Raw genomic sequence first — 20,486 nt, forward strand, 5'->3', positions numbered from 1 at the left:
AGCGGGGCGGGCGTTAAACTATTGTTCCCCGCCCCCCGCTCATGCTTCGCCGCCAAAATATTCCTTCCAGCGGCTGTCCACCAGCTTGACGATATCTTCGCGCGGCTCCAGCTCGTCCGGATACCCGGGCTTCATGCGGGCGTCGATGACGATCGGCAGCTCGTACCCGATATGGTGCCGCTGCACGGACGCCTCGGCGTACATATCCGCGGCCGGGTTGAAACGGGTGAACACGGTCCAGAGGAACGACGTCTGATCGTGCACGATGGAAGTATCGTCGGCGAGTATGACGAGCGGCCAGTCCCGCAGCCGGTCTCGGCTCGAATCGAGCAGCCGCTGCGCGAGCCCGGGCTCGCTGGCGTACGTGCCGCCGGCGACGACGAGACAGCCGGGTGCGTAGACGGCGATGTCGCGGATTTCCGGCAGCGGGCCGGCTTCATATTGCCCGGGCAACCGGCGGATCGGCTCGCCCGTGCCGAGCAGCACCGCTTTCGAGCCGTGGTTGAGCCGATCCCCGGTGTAATCGAGCGTGTCGTGCGACGTATGGTTGAAAATAAACACGTCGGTGCGCGGATCGAACCGTTCCAGCACCGCCGTGAGCAGCTGCGGGAAGTCGGCCAACTCGATGCCCGAACGGTCGGTCACGAGGAGGAATTTGGTCAGCGACAGCTGCCCTTCGCCGAGAATGCGGAACGCGCTGCCGAGCGCTTCCCGCTTGTAGCTCTCGCGGACGACGGCGGCCGCCAGCGGGTGGAACCCGGTCTCGGCGTACGTCCATAAATCTTTGACTCCCGGCATCGCCATCGGAAACGCCGGCGACAGCAGCCGCTGCAAAAATCGCCGAGATAATAGTCTTCCTGCTTCGGCTTGCCTACGATCGTAGCCGGGTAAATGGCATCCTTGCGGTGCCAGACACGGTCGACCTCAAAGACGGGAAAATCGTGAGTGAGCGAGTAATAGCCGTAATGATCGCCGAACGGCCCTTCCGGGCGCCGCACATGCGGCGGGACGGTGCCGCAGATGGCGAATTCGGCTTCGGCGACGAGCCTGTGCCCGCCGAACGGGTTTTCCGCGACGGGCAGCTTCTGGCCGAGAATGAGCGAAGCGAGCAGCAGCTCCGGCAGATGCTCCGGCACCGGCGCGATTGCCGAGGCGACGAGAGCCGGCGGACCGCCGAGAAAGACGGTCACGGGCAGCCGCTGGCGGCGAAGCTCCGCCTCGTGGTAATGGAAGCCGCCGCCCTTATGAATTTGCCAATGCATACCCGTCGTCCGGCTGTCGTACACTTGCATCCGGTACATGCCGAGATTGTGATGGCCCCCGTCCGGATGCTCCGTATAGACGAGCGGCAGCGTGACGAACGGGCCGCCGTCCTCCTGCCAGCACGTCAGCACAGGCAAGCCTGCGAGCGGGTCGTCCTCTTTGCAGACGGCCATGACCGGCGCTTCTGCGCGGCTGACGGTGCGCGTTCCGACCTTGGCCAGCTGCCAAAGCATATCCCTCTCATTCCAGAGCGCTTTCGGCGTCGGCGGCATCAGCGTGCTTGTCGCGCCGATCAGCCTTTCATAAGCTGCTCCGGACGCGGGCCGAAGGCGAGGTCGACGCGGCGCACGGTGCCGAACAAATTGGTGACAACGGGAAAAGGGCTTCCCTTGACGTTCGTGAACAACAAGGCAGGCCCTTCTTCGGCTATGACGCGGCGGTGAATTTCCGCCAGCTCCAAATTCGGATCGACCGGCGCGGAAATTTCGCGCAAGTCGTTTTCTTGCTTGAGCTGATTAATAAATGAGCGTAAGTTAGGGAACATCAAGCGGTGCTCCTTTGTTTGTTATAAAAGCGCTCCGGCTGCAGACGCAGCGTCGTCACGCACAAATAGCTGAGAATACCGAACAAGCCGGAAACGAGCACCGTATGAATGAGTGCAGCGAGCAGCCCCCAGCCGCTTACGCCGATCGTCCACGTGACGAAAGCGCCGGATACGATTTGCAGCACGACCAGGATGAGCGAAGCCTTTGCGGCGCCATACACGGGATGCCCTTCCGGAAAATGGCGCCTCGCCATAACGAATAGGACGATCAGGCAGACGAGCAGCACCAACGCGGCGATTCGGTGCGTAAACACGATGCCCGTCGCACCGGACAGCTCTGGAATCAGCTCGCCGTTGCAAAGCGGCCAGCCGAGGCAGCCGCCGGTCGATTTCGTATGGCGGACAAAAGCGCCCAAATAAATGACGCCGAGCGAGTACAGCGTGATCACCCATACGGCGGAACGGAACAGCGCCGGCGGGGGGACCGCAGGCTCGTCCCGGTTTGCGGCGGCATCCGCCGCCTGCGCCCGGCGCGTATACAGCATCGCCAGCAGCAGCGTACAGGCGAATGCGAGCAGCGACAGGCCGAAATGCGAAGCGAGGATCACCGGCGATTGCGGCCATATGACCGCCATGGCACCGAGCACCGCTTGCAGCAGCGTGAAGAAAATGGCGCTGCCTACGAACCATTTGGCATCGCGCCGTTTGTCGACGAGCCAGACCAGTATAGCTGTAATGAGCAGCAAAATCGTAATTAACCCGGAAACGGCCCGGTGGCTGTATTCGATTAAAGCGGAGACTGCGTGTTCGGGAATGAATTTGCCGTTGCAGAGCGGCCACTCTCGGCCGCAGCCGAGACCGGAATCGGTTTTCGTCACGAGAGCGCCCATGAGCACGACGGCAAACATAATGATGGCAGAACAATAAGCCGACCATTTTAAAGTCGATTTCAGGTTCATTATGCGAGCACCTACTTTCGTTATCATTATAACGAACGAAGGCCGGCAAAGCTATTCGGATTTGTTACAAAGTCGCTACAAAACGGCAAAAGAGCCTGTCCGCCGCTGAGCGGACAAGCTCCGATTGCCCAAGAAAGCCCTTTCGAACAGAGCTTGTCAGAACATGGTTTGCTTAGTTTACCCCGTTCTTAGCCATTAGCGGAAATTTGTTCCGTTATTGGTCTATTTCCCGGGTATTTCCCAAAATTAGCGGAACGGGAGTACGTTATCTTCTCAACTTGGGCTAGAATCGCTCTTGTTCCGAACTAATAACGGAACGACGGTCCGCTAAGCTTAATCCGCTGCTCCTTTATCCGTGCAATAGCGGAACTCCGTTCCTTTAAGGCCGAGTTACGCTCTTGCTCAATTCCCCATCCCGCTCCGGTTTTGGCGAGCGAGCCGCGGCGGCGGAGGATGGACTATGGAAGGAGCAAAGATTGATACTCGTGTTCCTTCTTCGTGATCCATTCACATGAACACGAGTTAGGCGGAGCCGGAATCCCATATTCCAATCCGCAGTGCCGTCGCCCGCGAGCCGGCGGGATACCGGTTCCTCCCAATCTCCTTACGCTTTGGGCAGCGCAGCCGCCACCTCCAGCGCACGGTCGATGAACTGTTCGATCTCGTCGCGCGTTTTGCGCAGCTTGCTGACAAAACGCACAACTTCCTGGCCTTCTACGTAGGCGATGAAGCTCGGGATGCCCATGATGCCCAGGTCCAGGCACAGGTCCGGCAGCTCGTCGCGGTCGATCTCAACGAAGGTGACGCGGCCGGCATACTTTTGCTCCACCTCGGGCATGAACGGTTCGATAAAATGGCAATCTTTGCACCAAGTAGCCTTGAATACTGCAATCGTCATTCCGCCTTTGGCAATCTGTGCGCGGAACGCTTCTTCCGTACGTAGATGTTCCATAGCAGGTCCCTCCCCTATCGATTTCCTTCACTTATAGCACTTGAAGTCTCGAAAGTCAATCCGCACGGCGCCACTTCTTTCCTGTTTACATTTTCATACAATAGTGATATCATTAAAATATCAATCCAATATCCTTTGATTGCTGAGTGATTGCCCGAGAAGTAGATCGGCGCTGCGGATTGGGAATGTAGGTATCCGGCTTCCTTGAACTCGTGTTCCCTCGAAATCTGAAATCGTGGGGGAACATAAGTTCAAAGGTGCACGCTACGCTCATAGGCCTTACATTCCATCCTCCGCTTCGCCTTTCTCAGGCACCCTGATGATCCCACTACCTCTTGTAAGGAGCTGCTGTCAATGAAAGAAACGAAAGCTTGGTCTGTCAACGGATTCGTCGCTTTGCTCGCCTTTATCGTGCTGCTGGGGCTCGCCGCCGTGTGCGCCGCCGGCGAACAATTCGGCTTGGCGATTCCTTGCTTTATCGCGGCTCTGCTGGTCGTCACCTCCATCGCCGTCGTACAGCCTAACGAGGCGCTGGTACTGACGTTTTTCGGCAAATATATGGGCACCGTCCGTCAAGCCGGATTTTGGATGGTCGTTCCGTTTACGGTGCGCAAAAAGCTGTCCCTCAAAGTCCGCAACTTCAACAGCGTCAAGCTGAAAGTGAACGACGTCGAAGGCAATCCGATCGAAATCGCCGCCGTCGTCGTGTTCAAAGCGGTCGATTCCGCCAAAGCATTGTTCGAGGTCGACAACTATGAGAAGTTCGTTGAGATCCAGAGCGAAACGGCGTTGCGCCACGTCGCTTCCAAATATCCGTACGACGCTTACGACAGCGACGCGATCTCGCTTCGCGGCCACGCCGATTTCGTGGCGGCCGAGCTGAGCCGGGAGCTGCAAACGCGGCTACAGTCGGCCGGCGTGGAAGTGCTGGAGGCGCGCCTCACCCACCTCGCCTACTCGACCGAGATCGCCAGTGCCATGCTGCAGCGGCAGCAGGCGGCTGCCATCCTCGCAGCGCGGCAAAAAAATCGTCGAGGGCGCCGTCGGCATGGTGCAGCAGGCGCTGGCCCAGCTTCAGGAGCGGGGCATCGTCGAGCTTGACGACGAACGCAAAGCGGCGATGATCAACAACCTGATGGTCGCCATCGTTTCGGACCGGGCCGCCAATCCGATCATCAACGCCGGCAGCCTGTACTAACGGCCATGGCCGCGAAAAAAAAACTTCCCGCTGCGGCTCGATCCCGCTCTGTACGAGGCGCTTGAGCGCTGGGCGGCCGACGAGCTGCGCAGCGTCAACGGGCACATCGAATTTTTGCTGCGCGAAGCGGTCCAGCGCGCAGGCCGGTTGCCCGGTCGGCCGCCGCGGCCAGCTGCGGGCCAGACGCCGGATCAAGATCCATGACGCATACGAAAAATGGCGCCGCTGCCTGCGACCGTAAGGTCGGGGCAGCGGCGCCATTTTCGCGCTATTGAGGTGCTAAGTTATTCACGTGTGATGGCGAGCAGCTTGTTGCTTGTTTTCCAGTCCAGCTTCGCGCCCAACGCTTCGGCGATAAAGCGCAGCGGTACGAACGTCGTATTGTTCTTCATGACGGCGGGACTCGGCATTTGCACCGGCTGGCCGTTCAACGTCGCATTCGTGCTGCCGATAGGATGACGATGTCGGTGCCGCTTTGTTCATCCGTCACATGCACCGATTGCGTATCGGCGTCCCACTTCACTTTGGCGCCCAATCTTTCGGCGAGGAAGCGAACCGACACCATAGCTGTGCCGCTGTCGTCGATGTATGGGTGAGTGGAGTCGTGCGCATAATGGTCGTTGCCCGAGAAAATAAGATAGATGCGTTCGCGGGTAATGTGCAAATCGTCCTTCAGGATGCGATACATGTCCGATTTCGGATCGAAATTGGCCAGCAGTGCGCGTTTGTCGGCACCGCCGAATCTGCCGAGCTCCAGCGCATCCTTCGTGTCGGGCGCCGGCTTGACCGTCACCGGCTGGTTATGATTCCAAGTCTCGCTGTCGGTAACGATACGAACGGCGGCGATCGGATCGGTCTTCGCGTCGCCCGTCGGCAAATTGAACTCTATATGCTGTTTGCGCAAGTTCAGCTTGCTGTCAAGCAGCCAGTCGATCTTCAGCGACAGCTCGTCGCTCAGCAGCCGCTTGACGTCAGCGGGAGCGCCCGCGGCATCGGCTTTGTCCAGATTAGCGATCGCTTTGTTCAGCCCTTGTTTCAAAGTCGTGTAGGCAAATTCGACGGCCAGCGTCTTATTGTCCAAATATGCCATTTGCAGTTGAGAGACCTCGTCAAGGTCGGAGCTGTCCTCTTCCGACAGCGCATTGTGCTGCTTCAAGCTTTCCTTCAATAAAGGCACGACGATGTCGTACACTTGGCCGATCAGTTCTTTCAGCCCGTCGTCGTCGGCAGCTATCGCTTTCAAGAAGCTCTGGAGCAAGCCTTTCAGTTCGCTGCCCTTGATCTCCAGCTCCACCTTGTCCATGCTCATCGTTCCGCCGCCGTGCACGCTGTCGGTCACTTGGCTGACGCTGGCGTGCGCCGGGTTCGGGGCATTGCGGACAAAGAACCGCGTCAGAACGCTTTGCAGCTGCCGCACCTTGTCGGTGTGCTGCTGCAGCTGGTCGCGGAAAAATCCGGCTGTCGAAGGGAAGGCCGGGCGCCGGACATCACCGATGACGATAGGCTTCTTGGCGCCGGCAAGCTGAATGATCAGATTGTCGCCGTCAGCGTTCACTTGGAACGGGATGGAGACGGACGAGCTGACAAACTCGCCTTCCACCGAAATATGCGAGGCATCCTGCATAAGCATATGTACGTTTTTCAATTGCGCCTTATCGAACAGACGCGCGATCGCTTCATCCTCCTGCGAATGGTAAGCGCCTTGGCCGGGGATGAACTCAATGGAGATAGTTTCGTTCGCTTCTGCCGAAGTTAATGACATTTGCTGCTCCAAAGCTTTGCCGAGATCGACGCCGCCTACGGCTTGACAGCCGCTCATGAGCGCCAGCGACGCGCTGAAAAGCGCCGCGCAAACAGTTCGTTTCCATCGAAGACCCATCTTGATTCTCCTTCTCCTTCTCTAGTAGTCTATGTTTCTACTTTCTTCCTCCAGTAAATCATAGATTTCACGATCTGAAAAGGCGAACAGCTTACTATTTATTCTGTAGCCGGCATATGGTGGGAAAGAGTAACGCTCCGTGGCCGGAGGCACACTTGTACCAGGAGCGGCCCGTATTCGTTAACGATGCGGACCGAAGCGGAGAATGGGGGTGAGCGCATTGAAGCCGGGATGGCTGAAGTGGCTGCTGTCGCTGCCGCAGCAAGCGGCTGCATTGTTGAAGGGGAAAGCGGACACGATCGCCTACTCGATTGCGGAAGCGCCGTCAGCGCTGCGGCTGTCGGTGCAAAAGGAAGCGCTACGGCGCGTAAAAGAGCAAGCCGTGCGGCTGCTCTCCGCACCCGCCGGCGAAACGCCCTCCATCAGCCCCGAGGACGAGTCGCTGATCCGCTGGCTGCGCGACGAAACGGCGCGTCGCAACCGCAACAATGTGACGCGAACGGGCGCTTACCTCGACATGTATGCGGCACATCCGGAGCTCCATTGGGCGCTTCTGGCGCACCTCGTTTCCCGCAACGGCGGCTTTACGATGACCGATCTGAAAGGCGAGCTGTTGCCGCGCTTGCTCGGGGCCGGGCAACGAGAGGCGTTGTTCCGGTTTTTGGAACGCGCGAACGGGCTTATTTTTCACGATGCGTATCCGCAGCTGCTGTTGTACCGGGAGAGCGCCCGCTCCGGCCGCAGCTTGACGCGTCTGCTGCCGCGGCTCGGCGTCTCGGCGTTTATGCGCCCGGTATGGGACGAGTTCGCGACAAGCCGGGATTCGGTGCTGCTTACGTGCGCGCTAATCGTCAACGAGCAGCAGTACATTCAGCGGCGCGTTGTCGACAATCCGTACTTCAAAAAGCATGTCCTCGACACGTTGGCTTTCAAAACGCAATCATTGCTGCAGCTCAACCAAGTCGTCTTTCCTTACGAAGTTCCCGAACGCGGCACTTCGCGGGTCCGCCTGGCGGGGCTTATACTGGAAAATTTCGCCGATCTGGCGGAGCGCATCCGCTTCGGACAGCGGCTCTACGCGATATTGTTCGGGCTTCCGGACGTTGCGGCCGGCGCCCACGCCTTTGTGCGCCGCCAGCCGCACACAGGCTCCGTTCCGATTATTGGCCGGAGCTGTTCGCCCCCGTGCGCCGCGGCACCCCCGAGCTGGCCTATCACCCGAAGCTCGCCGGCAGTTCAGGCTCGAGCCTCGTTCCCGGCGCCGCCCCCTTCTACAGCCCGCGGCTCGAACACGCTTGGCGAGACCGTCCTGTCGCCCCGCCCGAGCCAGGCGATTGGTTCCGTGACGAGTCGGCTTTGCAGCTGCTGCCGGAATCGCTCTCCCCGCCCTTTTCGTTCGACATGACCGAAGAAGCCGTATTCGCCTTGCACAAAATCGAGCTCGCCGTCCTGGCCGCCCAAGAGCTCGGGAAGCAGGAATGAGTCCGCATGAAAAGCAACACTACTCCCGACTCCGCGGGGAAGGTGTGCTTTTTGCTATGCGGAAGTAGGCTAAACCGCAACTGGCCCAGCACCGCGCTCCAGCACTAACCGGAATAAGTGCCGTTAAATCAGAGTAATGCTGCGGCACAGGGAGATTACCAGAAAAAACTCCATCTACTCCGCTAATTGCGCTCAACATTCCGAGGAAATGGCAAGATTTGCTCCAGCTTTTCCTGTTAAATGGTCGAAAACCAGAGGATTAGCAATAAAGAACGGGAGGTTTTCCGGTTGCCCGTAAAAGGCGGAGCTGAGGATGGAAATGTAGGCCTATGAGCGAAGCGAGCGCCTTTGAACTCGTGTTCGAGCCTTATTTCCTTTTTCATGGTAACACGAGTTCAACTTAGCCGGAGACCTACATTTCCAATCCGCAGCGCAGCTGTACTTTCTTAGGCAATCTGGGGTTATCCGGTAAACACGCCTCGCTTCCTGAGGTGAGCGATACCAAAAAAAAAGCGTGCCCGAGAAACTCGGACACACCTCTGCAATCTTGTATCAACCAATAGACCCTTCCATCTCGAACTTGATCAAACGGTTCATCTCGACCGCGTACTCCATCGGAAGCTCTTTCGTGAACGGCTCGATGAAGCCCATGACGATCATTTGCGTCGCTTCTTGCTCGGACAGGCCGCGGCTCATCAAATAGAACAGCTGCTCCTCCGACACTTTCGATACCGTCGCTTCGTGCTCGAGCGTGATGTTGTCGTTCATGATCTCGTTGTAGGGGATCGTGTCGGACGTCGACTTGTTGTCGAGAATGAGCGTATCGCACTTGATGTTCGCCTTCGACCCGGCCGAGTTGCGCCCGAACGAAGCGAGGCCGCGGTACGTCACCTTGCCGCCGTGCTTGGAGATCGACTTGGAGACGATCGTCGACGTCGTATCCGGCGCCAGATGCGTCATTTTCGCCCCGGCGTCCTGGTGCTGGCCTTTGCCGGCAACGGCGATCGACAATACCATGCCTTTCGCGCCGCGGCCTTTCAGCACGACTGCCGGATATTTCATCGTGAGCTTGGAACCGATGTTGCCGTCGACCCACTCCATCGTCGCCCCTTCTTCGGCAACGGCGCGCTTCGTAACGAGGTTGTAAATGTTCGGCGCCCAGTTCTGGATCGTTGTGTAGCGGGCGCGGGAGTTTTTCTTGCAAATGATTTCCACGACTGCGCTGTGCAGCGAGTTGGTCGAATAAATCGGCGCCGTGCAGCCTTCGACGTAGTGCACGAAGCTGTCTTCGTCCGTAATAATGAGCGTGCGCTCGAATTGGCCCATGTTTTCCGAGTTGATGCGGAAGTACGCCTGCAGCGGGATCTCGCACTTGACGCCTTTCGGCACGTAGATGAACGAGCCGCCCGACCATACCGCGCTGTTCAGCGCCGCGAACTTGTTGTCGCTCGGCGGAATGACCGTGCCGAAATATTCGCGGAACAGCTCTGGATATTCCCGCAATGCCGTATCGGTATCGGTGAAAATGACGCCCTGCGCCTCAAGGTCCTTCTGCATGCTGTGATACACGACCTCGGATTCGTACTGCGCCGACACGCCGGCCAGGAACTTTTGCTCCGCCTCCGGAATGCCCAGCTTGTCGAACGTCTCCTTGATTTCCTGCGGCACTTCTTCCCACGTCTTGCCTTGCTTCTCGGCAGGCTTCACATAGTACTGAATGTCGTCGAAGTCCAGGTCGTCGAGATTGCCGCCCCAGCGCGGCAGCGGCATTTTGAAAAACTGCTCCAGCGACTTCAGGCGGAATTCCAGCATCCATTCCGGCTCGCCCTTCATGCGCGAAATTTCCGCCACGATGTCGCGGGTCAGCCCTTTCCCCGTCTGGAACACGGCTTTGTGCTCGTCGCGAAAGCCATATTTATATTCTTCCAATTCCGGCATCTGCTTGGCCATCGTTCTCAACCTCCTCGATATATATTACGCTTCGCCTTGCCCTTTTGCCTGGTCGATCCCTTTGCGCAAAGCGTTCCACGCCAGGGTGGCGCATTTGATGCGCGCCGGGAACTTGCTTACGCCCGAGAGAGCCTCGATATCTTCATATTCGAATTCCGGATGCTCGCCTTTCATGAGCCCGGAGAAATTTTCCGCCATTTGCAAAGCTTCGTCGAGTGTCTTGCCCTTGACCGCGTCGGTCATCATCGATGCCGACGACATCGAGATCGAGCAGCCTTCGCCGACGAATTTGGCGGCTTCCACTTTGCCGTCCTTCACTTTCATCTGCAGCGTAATCCGGTCCCCGCACGTCGGGTTGTTCAGGTCGATCGCGACCGACTCGCCCTCACCGAATTGCCCGCGGTTGCGGGGATTTTTGTAATGATCCATAATGACGCGGCGGTACAAATCATCGAGTTGCATAGCCGAAGTACTCCTTTGTCTTCAGGATCCCTGCCGCAAGACGGTCGATGTCGGCTTCGGTGTTGTACAGGTAAAAGCTGGCGCGCGCCGTCGCCGACACGTTCAGCCAGCGCATGAGCGGCTGGCAGCAATGGTGGCCGGCCCGCACCGCGATCCTTCGGCGTCCAGCACCGTCGCCACGTCGTGAGGATGGACGTCGCCGACGTTGAACGTGACAAGCCCCGTGCGGTTCTGCAGCGGACCGTAAATGGTCACGTCCTCGATCGCCTGCAGCCGCTCCACGGCATACGCCGCGAGTTTGCGGTCGTGCTTGTCGATCTCGTCCATGCCGATGTCGTTCAGAAAATCGATCGCCGCCCCGAGACCGACAGCCCCTGCGATAATCGGCGTCCCGCCTTCGAACTTCCACGGCAGCTCTTTCCACGTCGATTCGTACAGATCGACATGGTCGATCATTTCGCCGCCGAACTCGACCGGCTCCATCTGCTCGAGCAGAGCCTTTTTCCCGTACAAGGCGCCGATGCCAGTCGGACCGCACATTTTGTGCCCGGACAGCGCGTAGAAGTCGCAATCGAGCTCCTGCACGTTCACTTTCATATGCGGCGTGCTTTGCGCTCCGTCGAGCAAAATTTTCGCACCGTGCTTGTGCGCGATAGCGGCCATTTCCTTGACCGGGTTAATGACGCCCAGCACGTTGGACACATAAGCGACAGCTACCATTTTCGTGCGGGAGGTGATTGTCTTCTCCACATCCGCGATAGCAATCGACCCGTCCGGCTGAAGCGGGATATATTTCAGCGTCGCCCCGGTCGCTTTCGCCGCTTGCTGCCACGGAATCAGGTTGCTGTGGTGTTCCATCGGCGTAATGACGATTTCGTCGCCTTCGCCGCACACCGAGCGTGCATAGCTGGACGCGACCAGGTTGATGGCGGTTGTCGTGCCGCGCGTAAATACGATTTCCTTCTCCGACTTCGCCCCGATGAACCGCGCCAGCTTGGCGCGGGCTCCTTCATAGGCATCGGTTGCGCGCGAGCCGAGCGTGTGGACGCCGCGGTGCACGTTGGCGTTATCGAATTCGTAATATGTTTTCAAAGCTTCAATGACACTGACCGGCTTCTGCGACGTGGCCGAGCTGTCCAAATAGACGAGCGGATGGCCGTTTACTTCCTGATGCAGGATCGGGAACAGTTCCCGGATAGCGGAAGTATTCATTGTCCCAGCTTCCTTTCTACAAGGTGCTGAAGCTGCTCCTCCAATCGTTCGATCGGGATTTCCGATACGACCGGCGCCAGGAAGCCGTAAATGATAAGCCGCGTCGCTTCTTCGCGGGTAATGCCGCGGGACATCATGTAGAACACTTGCTCCGCGTTCACTTGTCCGACGCTGGCCGCATGGCCCGCCTTGACGTCGTCTTCGTCGATGAGCAGAATCGGGTTGGCGTCGCCGCGCGCTTTCGGGCTCAGCATGAGCACTTTTTCCGTCTGCTGGCCGTTCGCCTTCGTTGCGCCTTTTTCAATCTTGGTGATGCCGTTGATTATCGCCGTAGCCTCGTCTCTCATGACGGCGCGGGTGATCATGTCGCTCTCCGAAGATTTGCCGATATGAATGTTGCGCGTCGTGAGGTTCAGCTTCTGCTCGTCCGTACCGACGCAAATCACTTTCACGTCGGCGTTCGAGCCGTTGCCCTTGAGCAGCGTCGTCGTATCGGACATCGTGTTGCCGGCGTTCAGCTCGCCGACGACCCACTCTATTTTCGCATCGTTCTCCAGAACGGCGCGGCGATACGTAAGGTCGGTGACGTTTTTGCCGAGGTGATGGACGGAAGCGTACCGGATCGAGGCGCCGCTTGCCGCAAACACTTCGACGACGCCGTTTTGCACGAGCGCCTCGCCGCCGTTATCCGCGGACAAGTAGTTGTCGACATAAGTGACGGACGAGTTCGCTTCGGCCACGACAAGCACGTGCGGCGAAAAGCTGGCTGCCGCATCGTCGGTCAGGAACAGCGCCTGCAGCGGGACTTCAACGGTCACGTTCTTGGGCACGTACAGGAAAACGCCGCCGCTCCACGCCGCCGCATGCAGCGCCGTAAGCAGGTTCTCGCCCATATCGACGGCTTTCATGAAATAATTTTGGACAAGAGCGCCGTGCTCGCGCACAGCTGTCTCCAAATCGGTGAAAATAACGCCTTGCTGCGCAAGCTCCGGCGCAAGGGAAGCAAATACGCGGCCCGAATTGCGCTGCACGAGCAAGTTGTCCGTATTCAGCAGCGACTTGGCCGGCTCCGGCAAATCGGCTGCGGAAGTCAAATCTTCGGGTTTCCGGTAAGTGCCGAAGGAACTCAAATTCCAGCGGTCAATCCGCGTTTTCTCCAGCTTCGGCAGCTCCAGCGTTGCCGCCAGCTCCAGCGCCTTGCTCCGCAAAGCGGTCATCCAATCCGGCTCCTGCCGGTTCTTCGCGCTCTCCACTACAGCCTGGGAGTCGATCGGAAGCGTTGCTTGTGTCATCCTCGTTCCCCTCCCCGCTTAGTATCTCGGCGCTGTCGTATTCATCGGCACCTTGAACTCATCCTCTTGGCCCACCGTTTCGTCGACGATGCCCAGCTCTTCCTTCACCCAGTCGTAGCCCTCGTTCTCGAGGCGCTGCGCCAGCTCGGGACCGCCGGACTTAACGATGCGGCCCTGCATCATAACGTGCACGAAGTCAGGAGTAATGTAGTTGAGCAGACGCTGATAGTGCGTAATGATCAGGAAGCCGCGCTCAGGGGAACGCATGGCGTTCACGCCGTTCGCCACGATGCGCAGCGCGTCGATGTCGAGACCGGAGTCGATTTCGTCGAGAATGACGAGGCGCGGCTCCAGGACGAGCATTTGCAGGATTTCGTTGCGCTTCTTCTCCCCGCCGGAAAATCCTTCGTTCAAATAGCGGTGCATGAACTCCGGATTCATCTCCAGATCTTTCATCTTGCCTTCCATCAGGCGGATGAACTTGATGAGCGAAATTTCGTTGCCTTCGCCGCGTCGGGCGTTGATCGCGCTGCGCAGGAAGTCGGCGTTCGTCACGCCGGTAATCTCGCTCGGATACTGCATCGCCAGGAACAGGCCGGCGCGGGCGCGCTCGTCCACCGCCATTTCGAGCACGTCTTCGCCGTCAAGCGTAACGGCCCCATCGGTCACTTCGTATTTCGGATGGCCCATCAGCGTCGAAGCGAGCGTCGATTTGCCGGTTCCGTTCGGACCCATGATCGCGTGCACTTCGCCGCCCTTAATTTCCAGATTGAGGCCCTTCAAAATTTCTTTGCCTTCGATCGTGGCGCGGAGACCTTCGATCGTCAATTTCGGTGCGCTGCTCATACTCCTACCTCCGTAAATATCGACTTTATCGGTAATCATTTCTAGAATGATTATCAGTGATTCTCAATTAATAATCATTATAACAAACAGCAGGGAAACTTGAAAGTCCATTCGTGCGAAAAAAGAAAAATCCGTCACCGCGGAGCGGATCGGGATCGTACCGGATTTATCCGCGCAGTGCGCTTCGAATGGCGCCGGCCTGCGCAGCAAACTCCCCATCGGTCAGCACAGGCGTCATAGTGACGTATTCAGGCGGTGTCTCCGCCAGCTCCACCCACGATTTGCAGCCGAAATAGTGCGGCTCCAGCTTCAGCTCGAACGGACGATCCAGCCGGTACACCCGGAGCAAGAGCAAGTGCAGCGGCCTTTGGCGCTTCCAATGCAATCGGTCCTCCGCAAACCGCTGCGTCCATATATGGTAAGGATACAATCGCTCCACCGAATCCAGCTCCGTCAGCTCGATGTCATGCGCGACTTCAGCGCAGCAATCGATCGTCACGGCTGCGGCGTCCGGACTCCATGTTGCTAGTGTCTCATCGACGAGACGCCGGTATTCTTCCTTCAGCAGCTCTCTTTTCTGGTGCTCGTACGCCGGCAGCAAATAGAAAGCATCTGCGCGAACTTCAAAATCCCGCGTTTCCTCGGCGATGCCTCCCTTGCGCAGCATCATCGTCTGCAGCCCGTCCCGCAGCGCGGCGACGGAGGCCGCCCATTCCTTAAGCGCGATCGGTCCAGGTCGCTTCCCCATCCGACCTCCTCCTTCAACGACTTCATTATAATAATGCTGCCAATACAATGCAAACCGCCGCCAAAAACGAAACGGCCCGAGCTCGCCGCCCGGGCCGTTTCGTTTTTTCTATTTGTAAGCGAGGTGTGGCGGCTCGGATTGCTGCATGCGCGCAAATTGCTGTTCGTTCACCTTCATCGGGTTCGGCTGCTTGACTTCCGCCGAGGCGGACGGATCGGCTTGCCAGGCTAACAGCAACAAAACGATACACGCTGCCGCGAACAACATCAGATTAAGAATTTTCATTCGTAATCCCCCCGTCTGAGCTTCTATCCTTTATTGTACGGGCCGACGTTATCCGAATATTAGCGCAAAGTTGAGAATTTGTTAATTATTCGAGGAACGAGCTCAGCATCCAGCGGTGCTTCTCCAGCGACGTATGAATCGCCAGCAGCATATCCGCCGTCGTCTCGTCGCCTGCCGACTGCGCCATCTTCATCCCGTCCTTCAGCTCGTTCACGACCGTTTCGAAATCGCGGACGAGCGCTTCGACCATTTGATTCGGGCCATAGCCGCCGGTCGCTTCTTTTATGGAAGAGAGCTCGAGATATTCCCGCATCGTCGCCGGCGGATTGCCGCGGATCGCGAGAAGCCGTTCGGCCAGCTCGTCGATATGCGCCGCGGCTTCGTTATACAGCTCTTCGAATTTAAGATGCAGCGTGAAAAATTGATTGCCCTTCACATACCAATGAAAGTTGTGCAGCTTTACGTACAAGACGCTCCAATTGGCGATTTGTTTGGCGAGCACATCGGTGACGGTTTGCGTCATTACAGGCATAACAGGATTCCTCCTCAGTCGGATGATGGACTAGCGTTAAGATGCGCAGGTTGCTTGCCGTCTATGTAGGCGCCGGCGACTTTGCCGCGATACGCTATCATTGACGCGCCTGCGCGCTTTTTCTATACTTGGTGATAAGCTGCTGGCGGCGCTTGGCCCGCCAAACAAGCGCTGCAACGGACAATTCGGAGGGATGAGGAATGAGCAAGTATCATGCGCTGACGGAAGCGGAAGCGATCGAATATGCGCGCGGCATAGCCGGCGTATTTCCTGCGGGAGCCCAGCTTCAGTCGCGGGAAATCGGCGACGGCAATCTGAATTTGGTGTTTCATATTACGGATCCGGCTTCCGGCAAAAGCCTTATTTTGAAGCAGGCGCTGCCGTACGCCAAAGTCGTCGGCGAGTCGTGGCCGCTCACCCTCGACAGGGCGCGCATCGAGAGCGAGGCGCTGCGGATCGAAGGCGAGCTGTGCCCGGACTTGACGCCGAAAGTATACGCCTACGAGCCGGACCTGGCGCTGACCGTCATGGAAGATTTGAGCGATCACATCATTATGCGGCGCGGCCTCATCGAGAAAAACCGCTATCCGCGGTTTGCCGCCGACATCGGGCGGTTCCTGGCGCGCACGCTGTTCTTCACGTCGGACCTGGCGATGAATTTGCAGCAAAAAAAGCTGCAGGTCAAATCGTTCATCAACCCGGATCTGTGCAAAATTACCGAAGATCTCATTTTCGACGATCCGTACACCGATTCGCCGAACAATAGCATCGAAGCGCATATTCGAGACGCGGCGGAGGCGATCTGGGCCGATAAGGAGCTTCACCTGGAAGTGGCGCTGCTGCGCGAGAAGTTTTTGACGAAGGCGCAAGCGCTGCTGCATGGCGACCTGCATACCGGCAGCATTTTTATCAAACCGGATTCGACGAAGGTGATCGACCCCGAGTTCGCGTATTACGGTCCGATGGGCTTCGATATCGGCGCCGTTATCGCCAACCTGCTGCTGAACTATGCCGGACAGGAAGGGTGGAGCCCGGACGCCGCGGAGCGCGCCGACTACCGCCGCTACTTGCTCGATACGGTGCAGGGCGTATGGACGGAGTTCGAGCGCAACTTCCGGGCGCTGTGGAACGAGCATGCCGCTGACCGGATGGCGCGTACGCCCGGCTATCAGGACGTCTACGTCGCCGCTCTGCTGCAAGATACAATCGGCTTCGCCGGCTGTAAAATGGTGCGGCGCGTCTACGGCCTCGCCCATGTCGCCGACATCGACCGCATCGAGGATGCGGCGGCGCGCGAGCGGGCACAGCGGCTGGCGCTGGCGATCGGCACGGCGCTCATTAAGCGGAACCGGTCGGCCCGCTCCTTCGACGAAGTGCTCGACATCGCCCTGACGGCTGCAAAATAATTGGTAGAAAGAGGCCTGACACCATGAACGATACAAAGCAACAACCAGGCGAGGAGCAAGGGTGGCTGCAATCGGTGCGCTGGAACGGCGACCGGCTCGATTTGCTCGATCAGCGCCTGCTGCCGGAACAGATCGTATACTTGCCGCTGCGCACCGTCCAGGACGTCTGGGACGCGATCCGCGAGCTCAAGGTGCGCGGCGCGCCGGCGATCGGCATCGCCGCCGCCTATGGCGTTTACCTCGGAGTTTGCGAGGAAGGAGCCGGGACATCGACATCCGAGCTTCTGGGCAAAGTCCGGCGGGATGCGGAACACCTTGCGACGTCGCGGCCTACGGCGGTTAACTTGTTCTGGGCGCTGGACCGGATGAAAGCGTGCGCGGAGGGGCTGGCCGAGTCCGGAACCGCACCGGAGCCGTTCCGGGCGGCGCTGCTGGCCGAGGCCCAGCTTATCCAGGCGGAGGACGAAGAAACGAACCGCCGCATCGGCGAACACGCGCTCTCACTGTTTCAGGACGGGATGGGCGTGCTGACGCACTGCAACGCCGGCGGCCTCGCCACGGCGCGGTACGGCACGGCGCTGGCGCCGATGTATTTGGCGCAGGAGCGCGGCATGAAGCTCAAGGTGTTCGCCGACGAGACGCGGCCGGTGCTGCAAGGCGCGCGGCTGACGGCGTTCGAGCTGCAGCAGGCGGGTGTCGATGTGACGCTCATCTGCGATAATATGGCCGGCTACGTCATGTCGAAGGGCTGGGTACAAGCCGTTATCGTCGGAACCGACCGGGTTGCCGCCAACGGCGACGTCGCCAACAAAATCGGCACGTACAGCGTGGCGGTGCTCGCCAAGGCGCACGGCATTCCGTTCTACGTCGCTTGCCCGCTGTCGACGATCGATCTGGGCACGAAGACCGGCGCCGACATCCCGATCGAAGAGCGGCATGAAGACGAGATCACGCAAGGGTTCGGCAAGCGAACGGCGCCGAAAGGCGTGAAAGTGTTCAATCCGGCGTTTGACGTGACGCCGGCCGAATATGTATCGGCGATCATCACCGAGAAAGGCGTCGTACGGGCTCCGTACGAGGAAAATTTACGCAAGCTGTTTGACTGACATACAAGGATAAGCGGCTCACACCGTCCCTAGGGGCGCGCGTTTGCCGTAGCGAAATCAGCCCGAGTATAGGCATAGCTTAAAGGCCGCTCATCGGCGCGAACAGCGCGGGATGAGCGGCCTTTTTTTTTTTGGCGTTGGCGTTTATTTCAATGCTTTATAAGCGACAGCGATTTGTCCGCCGATTTTGGCGTTATTTTTGACCAGCGCGATGTTCGTTTCCAGGCTGGCGCCCTTGGTCAGCTCTTTCACTTTGCTGAGCAAGAACGGCGTTGTTTCCTTGCCGCGAATACCCGCGCCTTGGCTTCGCGTAAAGCAGTTTCAATGGCCGACTGGATGGCCGACGCATCGATTTCGTCTGCCGCGGGCACCGGGTTGGCGATCACGACCCCGCCGTTCAGCTTCAGATCCCACTTCGTCTTGACGAGCGAGGCGACCTCTTGCGGATTGTCCAGCCGGAAGTCGACCCCGTGGCCGCTGCTGCGCGAATAGAAAGCCGGGAACTCGTCCGTTTGGTAGCCGATAACGGGAACGCCGTGCGTTTCCAAATACTCCAGCGTCTTCGGAATGTCGAGAATCGACTTGGCACCGGCGCAAATGACCGCTACGTTCGTTTGCGCCAGCTCCATCAAATCGGCGGAAATGTCCATCGTGATTTCCGCTTCGCGATGCACGCCTCCGATGCCGCCGGTGACGAAAAACTCGATGCCGGCGAGCTGCGCGCAAATCATCGTCGCGGCGACCGTCGTCGCGCCGTGTTTTTTCTTCTCGAGAATGTATGCGAAATCGCGTCGGCTCACTTTCTCGATGTCTTTGCTCGTTGCGAAAAATTCCAGTTCTTCGGCCGACAGGCCGATCTTGATTTTTCCGCCGATGATGCCGATCGTAGCCGGCACGGCCCCCTGCTCGCGGATGATTTGCTCGACAGCGCGGGCGGTCTCCATATTTTGCGGATACGGCATGCCGTGCGAGATGATCGTAGATTCGAGGGCGACGACGGGGCGGCCTTGCGCCAGCGCCTCTTTTACTTCCTCATGCAATTCGAGCCATTCGTGAACCGGCTGTGTCATTTACAATCCCTCCGTTTGATGTTGTGCCATCGTTTCATACAGAAGCTCCGCATTCAGATCTGCTACCGTACGGTTTGTTTGTACCGTGAGCGCAGCGGCAGCCGTGCCGAGACGGCAGGCAGTTGCGAAAGGCTCCCCTTGCGCCAAGCCGAAAATGACCCCGGCCATCAGCGCATCCCCGGCGCCGGTCACATCGACGACGTTCACCTTATGCGGACGAACGTACCCGTACCGCCCCGCTTCGGATGCGGGATCGGCTTCGGTATCGGCATCGTTGTCGGCTTCGGCCCAAAACAGGCCTTGTTCGCCAAGCGTGATAACGATTTTGCGCACGCCTCGAGCCGAGATGCGCTTCCAGGCGTCCTTGCAGCCGTCCTGATCTTCAACCGGAATGCCCGCGAGCGCTCCAGCCTCATGCCTGTTGCAAAAAATCATATCCACGCCGCGCAAATCTTCGGGCAGCCGCGTCGTCTTGGCCGCAGACACGGTATTGATGCAAAGAGAACGAGAGTCGTCCCTGCATCGCTCCACAAGATAGCGGATCAGTTCGGCAGGCAAGTTCGTATCGGCGACAATCCGCTCGCCTGCGGCAATGTGCGGCCATTTGGACTGCAGCATGTCGGTGCTGAAGCTGTCGTAAATTTGCATGTCGGCCACGGCGGCGATCATATCGTTCCGGTCGTCGAGAATAGCGGTGTACGTGCCCGTTCGGGCATTCGGCAGCTCGATCGCCTGGCTGACGTCGACGCCGTACGTCTTCGTCTCGGCGAGCAGCCACTTCCCTTCATTATCGTTGCCGACCAGCGTAATTAACGACACTGCCGAGCCGAGCCTTCCCAAATTCTCGGCAATGTTGCGCGCGACGCCGCCGCAGGAGTGAGCGATTGCCGCCGGGTTGGATTCGCGCAGCCGAAATGGGCCCAAACAATGGGCTTTGCGGTCTACGTTGGCTCCACCGATGCAGACGATGCTCGCTTCCTTAGGCAGGACGTAGGCTCTGCCGATTATGCTCCCCTTCCTGACCAGCGCGGAAATGTAGCCGGCTACGGCGGAGCGCGACAAGCCGAGCTGCGCGGAAAGCTCGTTTTGGGTAATAAACGGGTTCGCCTTGATAAGAGACAGTATTTGCTTCTCTTTATCCAAGACCGGATCACCTCCCCTCGAAAAGTCGAAGCGTTTCAAACATATGTCTATATTATAAACAAGTGTTTGAAAGATAAGCAAGTATCAAAAAAATGCATAATCGTATAACTGGATTCCGTGCCTAGTCGAGGAACGGAACCAGGCCCATGCGCATTTG

The 20,486-nt window shown here is 58.4% G+C and carries 16 protein-coding genes and 4 pseudogenes; 5 read left to right on the forward strand and 15 right to left on the reverse strand.

The window, feature by feature from the left end:
* Positions 1–39: 39 nt before the first annotated feature.
* From SD70_RS08315 to SD70_RS08325, 3 genes and pseudogenes are all read right to left on the reverse strand, one after another.
* Positions 40–1,810, reverse strand: a pseudogene (locus SD70_RS08315) (UbiD family decarboxylase).
* Positions 1,807–2,766 carry a COX15/CtaA family protein gene (locus tag SD70_RS08320; protein ID WP_041047136.1) on the reverse strand — a complete coding sequence of 320 codons (960 nt, stop codon included), beginning with the start codon at positions 2,764–2,766 and terminating at the stop codon, positions 1,807–1,809. The pseudogene SD70_RS08315 and the gene SD70_RS08320 overlap by 4 nt, the downstream one beginning before the upstream one ends.
* 604 nt (positions 2,767–3,370) lie before the next feature.
* On the reverse strand, positions 3,371–3,718 hold the full coding sequence (locus tag SD70_RS08325; protein ID WP_041047137.1) for a thioredoxin family protein: 348 nt from the start codon (positions 3,716–3,718) through the stop codon (positions 3,371–3,373).
* Positions 3,719–4,072: 354 nt separating this feature from the next.
* Between SD70_RS08325 and SD70_RS08330 the strand changes: the two are divergent.
* Positions 4,073–4,916 (forward strand): annotated as a pseudogene (locus SD70_RS08330) (SPFH domain-containing protein).
* A 30-nt stretch (positions 4,917–4,946) separates the two neighbouring features.
* Positions 4,947–5,120, forward strand: a complete 174-nt coding sequence (locus SD70_RS35865; protein ID WP_156157941.1) for a ribbon-helix-helix domain-containing protein — start codon at positions 4,947–4,949, stop codon at positions 5,118–5,120.
* An 80-nt stretch (positions 5,121–5,200) separates the two neighbouring features.
* Here the strand turns inward: SD70_RS35865 and SD70_RS39180 are convergent, their stop codons facing one another.
* Complete coding sequence (locus tag SD70_RS39180) at positions 5,201–5,347, reverse strand: copper amine oxidase N-terminal domain-containing protein (RefSeq protein ID WP_082053217.1); 147 nt, start codon at positions 5,345–5,347, stop codon at positions 5,201–5,203.
* Positions 5,344–6,795, reverse strand: coding sequence for a stalk domain-containing protein (locus SD70_RS39185; protein WP_041047139.1), 1,452 nt, complete (start codon positions 6,793–6,795; stop codon positions 5,344–5,346). The genes SD70_RS39180 and SD70_RS39185 overlap by 4 nt, the downstream gene beginning before the upstream one ends.
* A gap of 211 nt (positions 6,796–7,006) precedes the next feature.
* On the opposite strand from SD70_RS39185, the gene SD70_RS08340 reads away from it, so the two are divergent.
* Positions 7,007–8,200: a DUF2515 family protein gene (locus tag SD70_RS08340; protein WP_052487182.1), complete on the forward strand. Its 1,194-nt coding sequence runs from the start codon at positions 7,007–7,009 to the stop codon at positions 8,198–8,200.
* A gap of 629 nt (positions 8,201–8,829) precedes the next feature.
* On the opposite strand, the gene sufB is transcribed toward SD70_RS08340, so the two are convergent.
* The 8 genes and pseudogenes from sufB to SD70_RS08375 all read right to left on the reverse strand — a co-directional run bounded on the left by sufB (position 8,830) and on the right by SD70_RS08375 (position 15,595).
* Positions 8,830–10,227 (reverse strand): Fe-S cluster assembly protein SufB, encoded by a 1,398-nt coding sequence (gene sufB, locus SD70_RS08345; protein WP_041047140.1) that lies wholly within the window; start codon positions 10,225–10,227, stop codon positions 8,830–8,832.
* A 24-nt stretch (positions 10,228–10,251) separates the two neighbouring features.
* Positions 10,252–10,689: a Fe-S cluster assembly sulfur transfer protein SufU gene (sufU, locus tag SD70_RS08350; RefSeq protein ID WP_041047141.1), complete on the reverse strand. Its 438-nt coding sequence runs from the start codon at positions 10,687–10,689 to the stop codon at positions 10,252–10,254.
* Positions 10,676–11,901, reverse strand: a pseudogene (locus SD70_RS08355) (cysteine desulfurase). The gene sufU and the pseudogene SD70_RS08355 overlap by 14 nt, the downstream one beginning before the upstream one ends.
* Positions 11,898–13,193, reverse strand: coding sequence for a Fe-S cluster assembly protein SufD (sufD, locus tag SD70_RS08360; protein ID WP_041047142.1), 1,296 nt, complete (start codon positions 13,191–13,193; stop codon positions 11,898–11,900). Before sufD ends, SD70_RS08355 begins: the two are co-directional and overlap by 4 nt.
* Before the next feature lie 18 nt (positions 13,194–13,211).
* Complete coding sequence (gene sufC / locus SD70_RS08365) at positions 13,212–14,039, reverse strand: Fe-S cluster assembly ATPase SufC (RefSeq protein WP_041047143.1); 828 nt, start codon at positions 14,037–14,039, stop codon at positions 13,212–13,214.
* Positions 14,040–14,205: 166 nt separating this feature from the next.
* Entirely contained in the window at positions 14,206–14,787 is a 582-nt protein-coding gene (locus SD70_RS08370) for a DUF1802 family protein (RefSeq protein ID WP_041047144.1), read from the reverse strand.
* Between the two features lie 108 nt (positions 14,788–14,895).
* Positions 14,896–15,072 carry a hypothetical protein gene (locus SD70_RS35870; protein ID WP_156157939.1) on the reverse strand — a complete coding sequence of 59 codons (177 nt, stop codon included), beginning with the start codon at positions 15,070–15,072 and terminating at the stop codon, positions 14,896–14,898.
* Between the two features lie 85 nt (positions 15,073–15,157).
* On the reverse strand, positions 15,158–15,595 hold the full coding sequence (locus tag SD70_RS08375) for a Dps family protein (protein WP_041047186.1): 438 nt from the start codon (positions 15,593–15,595) through the stop codon (positions 15,158–15,160).
* Positions 15,596–15,804: 209 nt separating this feature from the next.
* On the opposite strand from SD70_RS08375, the gene mtnK reads away from it, so the two are divergent.
* Positions 15,805–17,010 (forward strand): S-methyl-5-thioribose kinase, encoded by a 1,206-nt coding sequence (gene mtnK / locus SD70_RS08380; protein WP_041047145.1) that lies wholly within the window; start codon positions 15,805–15,807, stop codon positions 17,008–17,010.
* Positions 17,011–17,033: 23 nt separating this feature from the next.
* Positions 17,034–18,116, forward strand: a complete 1,083-nt coding sequence (mtnA, locus tag SD70_RS08385; protein ID WP_041047146.1) for an S-methyl-5-thioribose-1-phosphate isomerase — start codon at positions 17,034–17,036, stop codon at positions 18,114–18,116.
* 144 nt (positions 18,117–18,260) lie between these two features.
* Here mtnA and SD70_RS08390 read toward each other — a convergent pair.
* A pseudogene (locus SD70_RS08390) lies at positions 18,261–19,186 on the reverse strand (pseudouridine-5'-phosphate glycosidase).
* A complete protein-coding gene (locus tag SD70_RS08395; protein WP_041047147.1) occupies positions 19,187–20,329 on the reverse strand; it encodes a carbohydrate kinase in 1,143 nt (380 codons plus the stop codon).
* Positions 20,330–20,486 lie beyond the last annotated feature (157 nt).

Source organism: Gordoniibacillus kamchatkensis (assembly GCF_000829455.1).
Taxonomy (GTDB): domain Bacteria; phylum Bacillota; class Bacilli; order Paenibacillales; family NBRC-103111; genus Gordoniibacillus; species Gordoniibacillus kamchatkensis.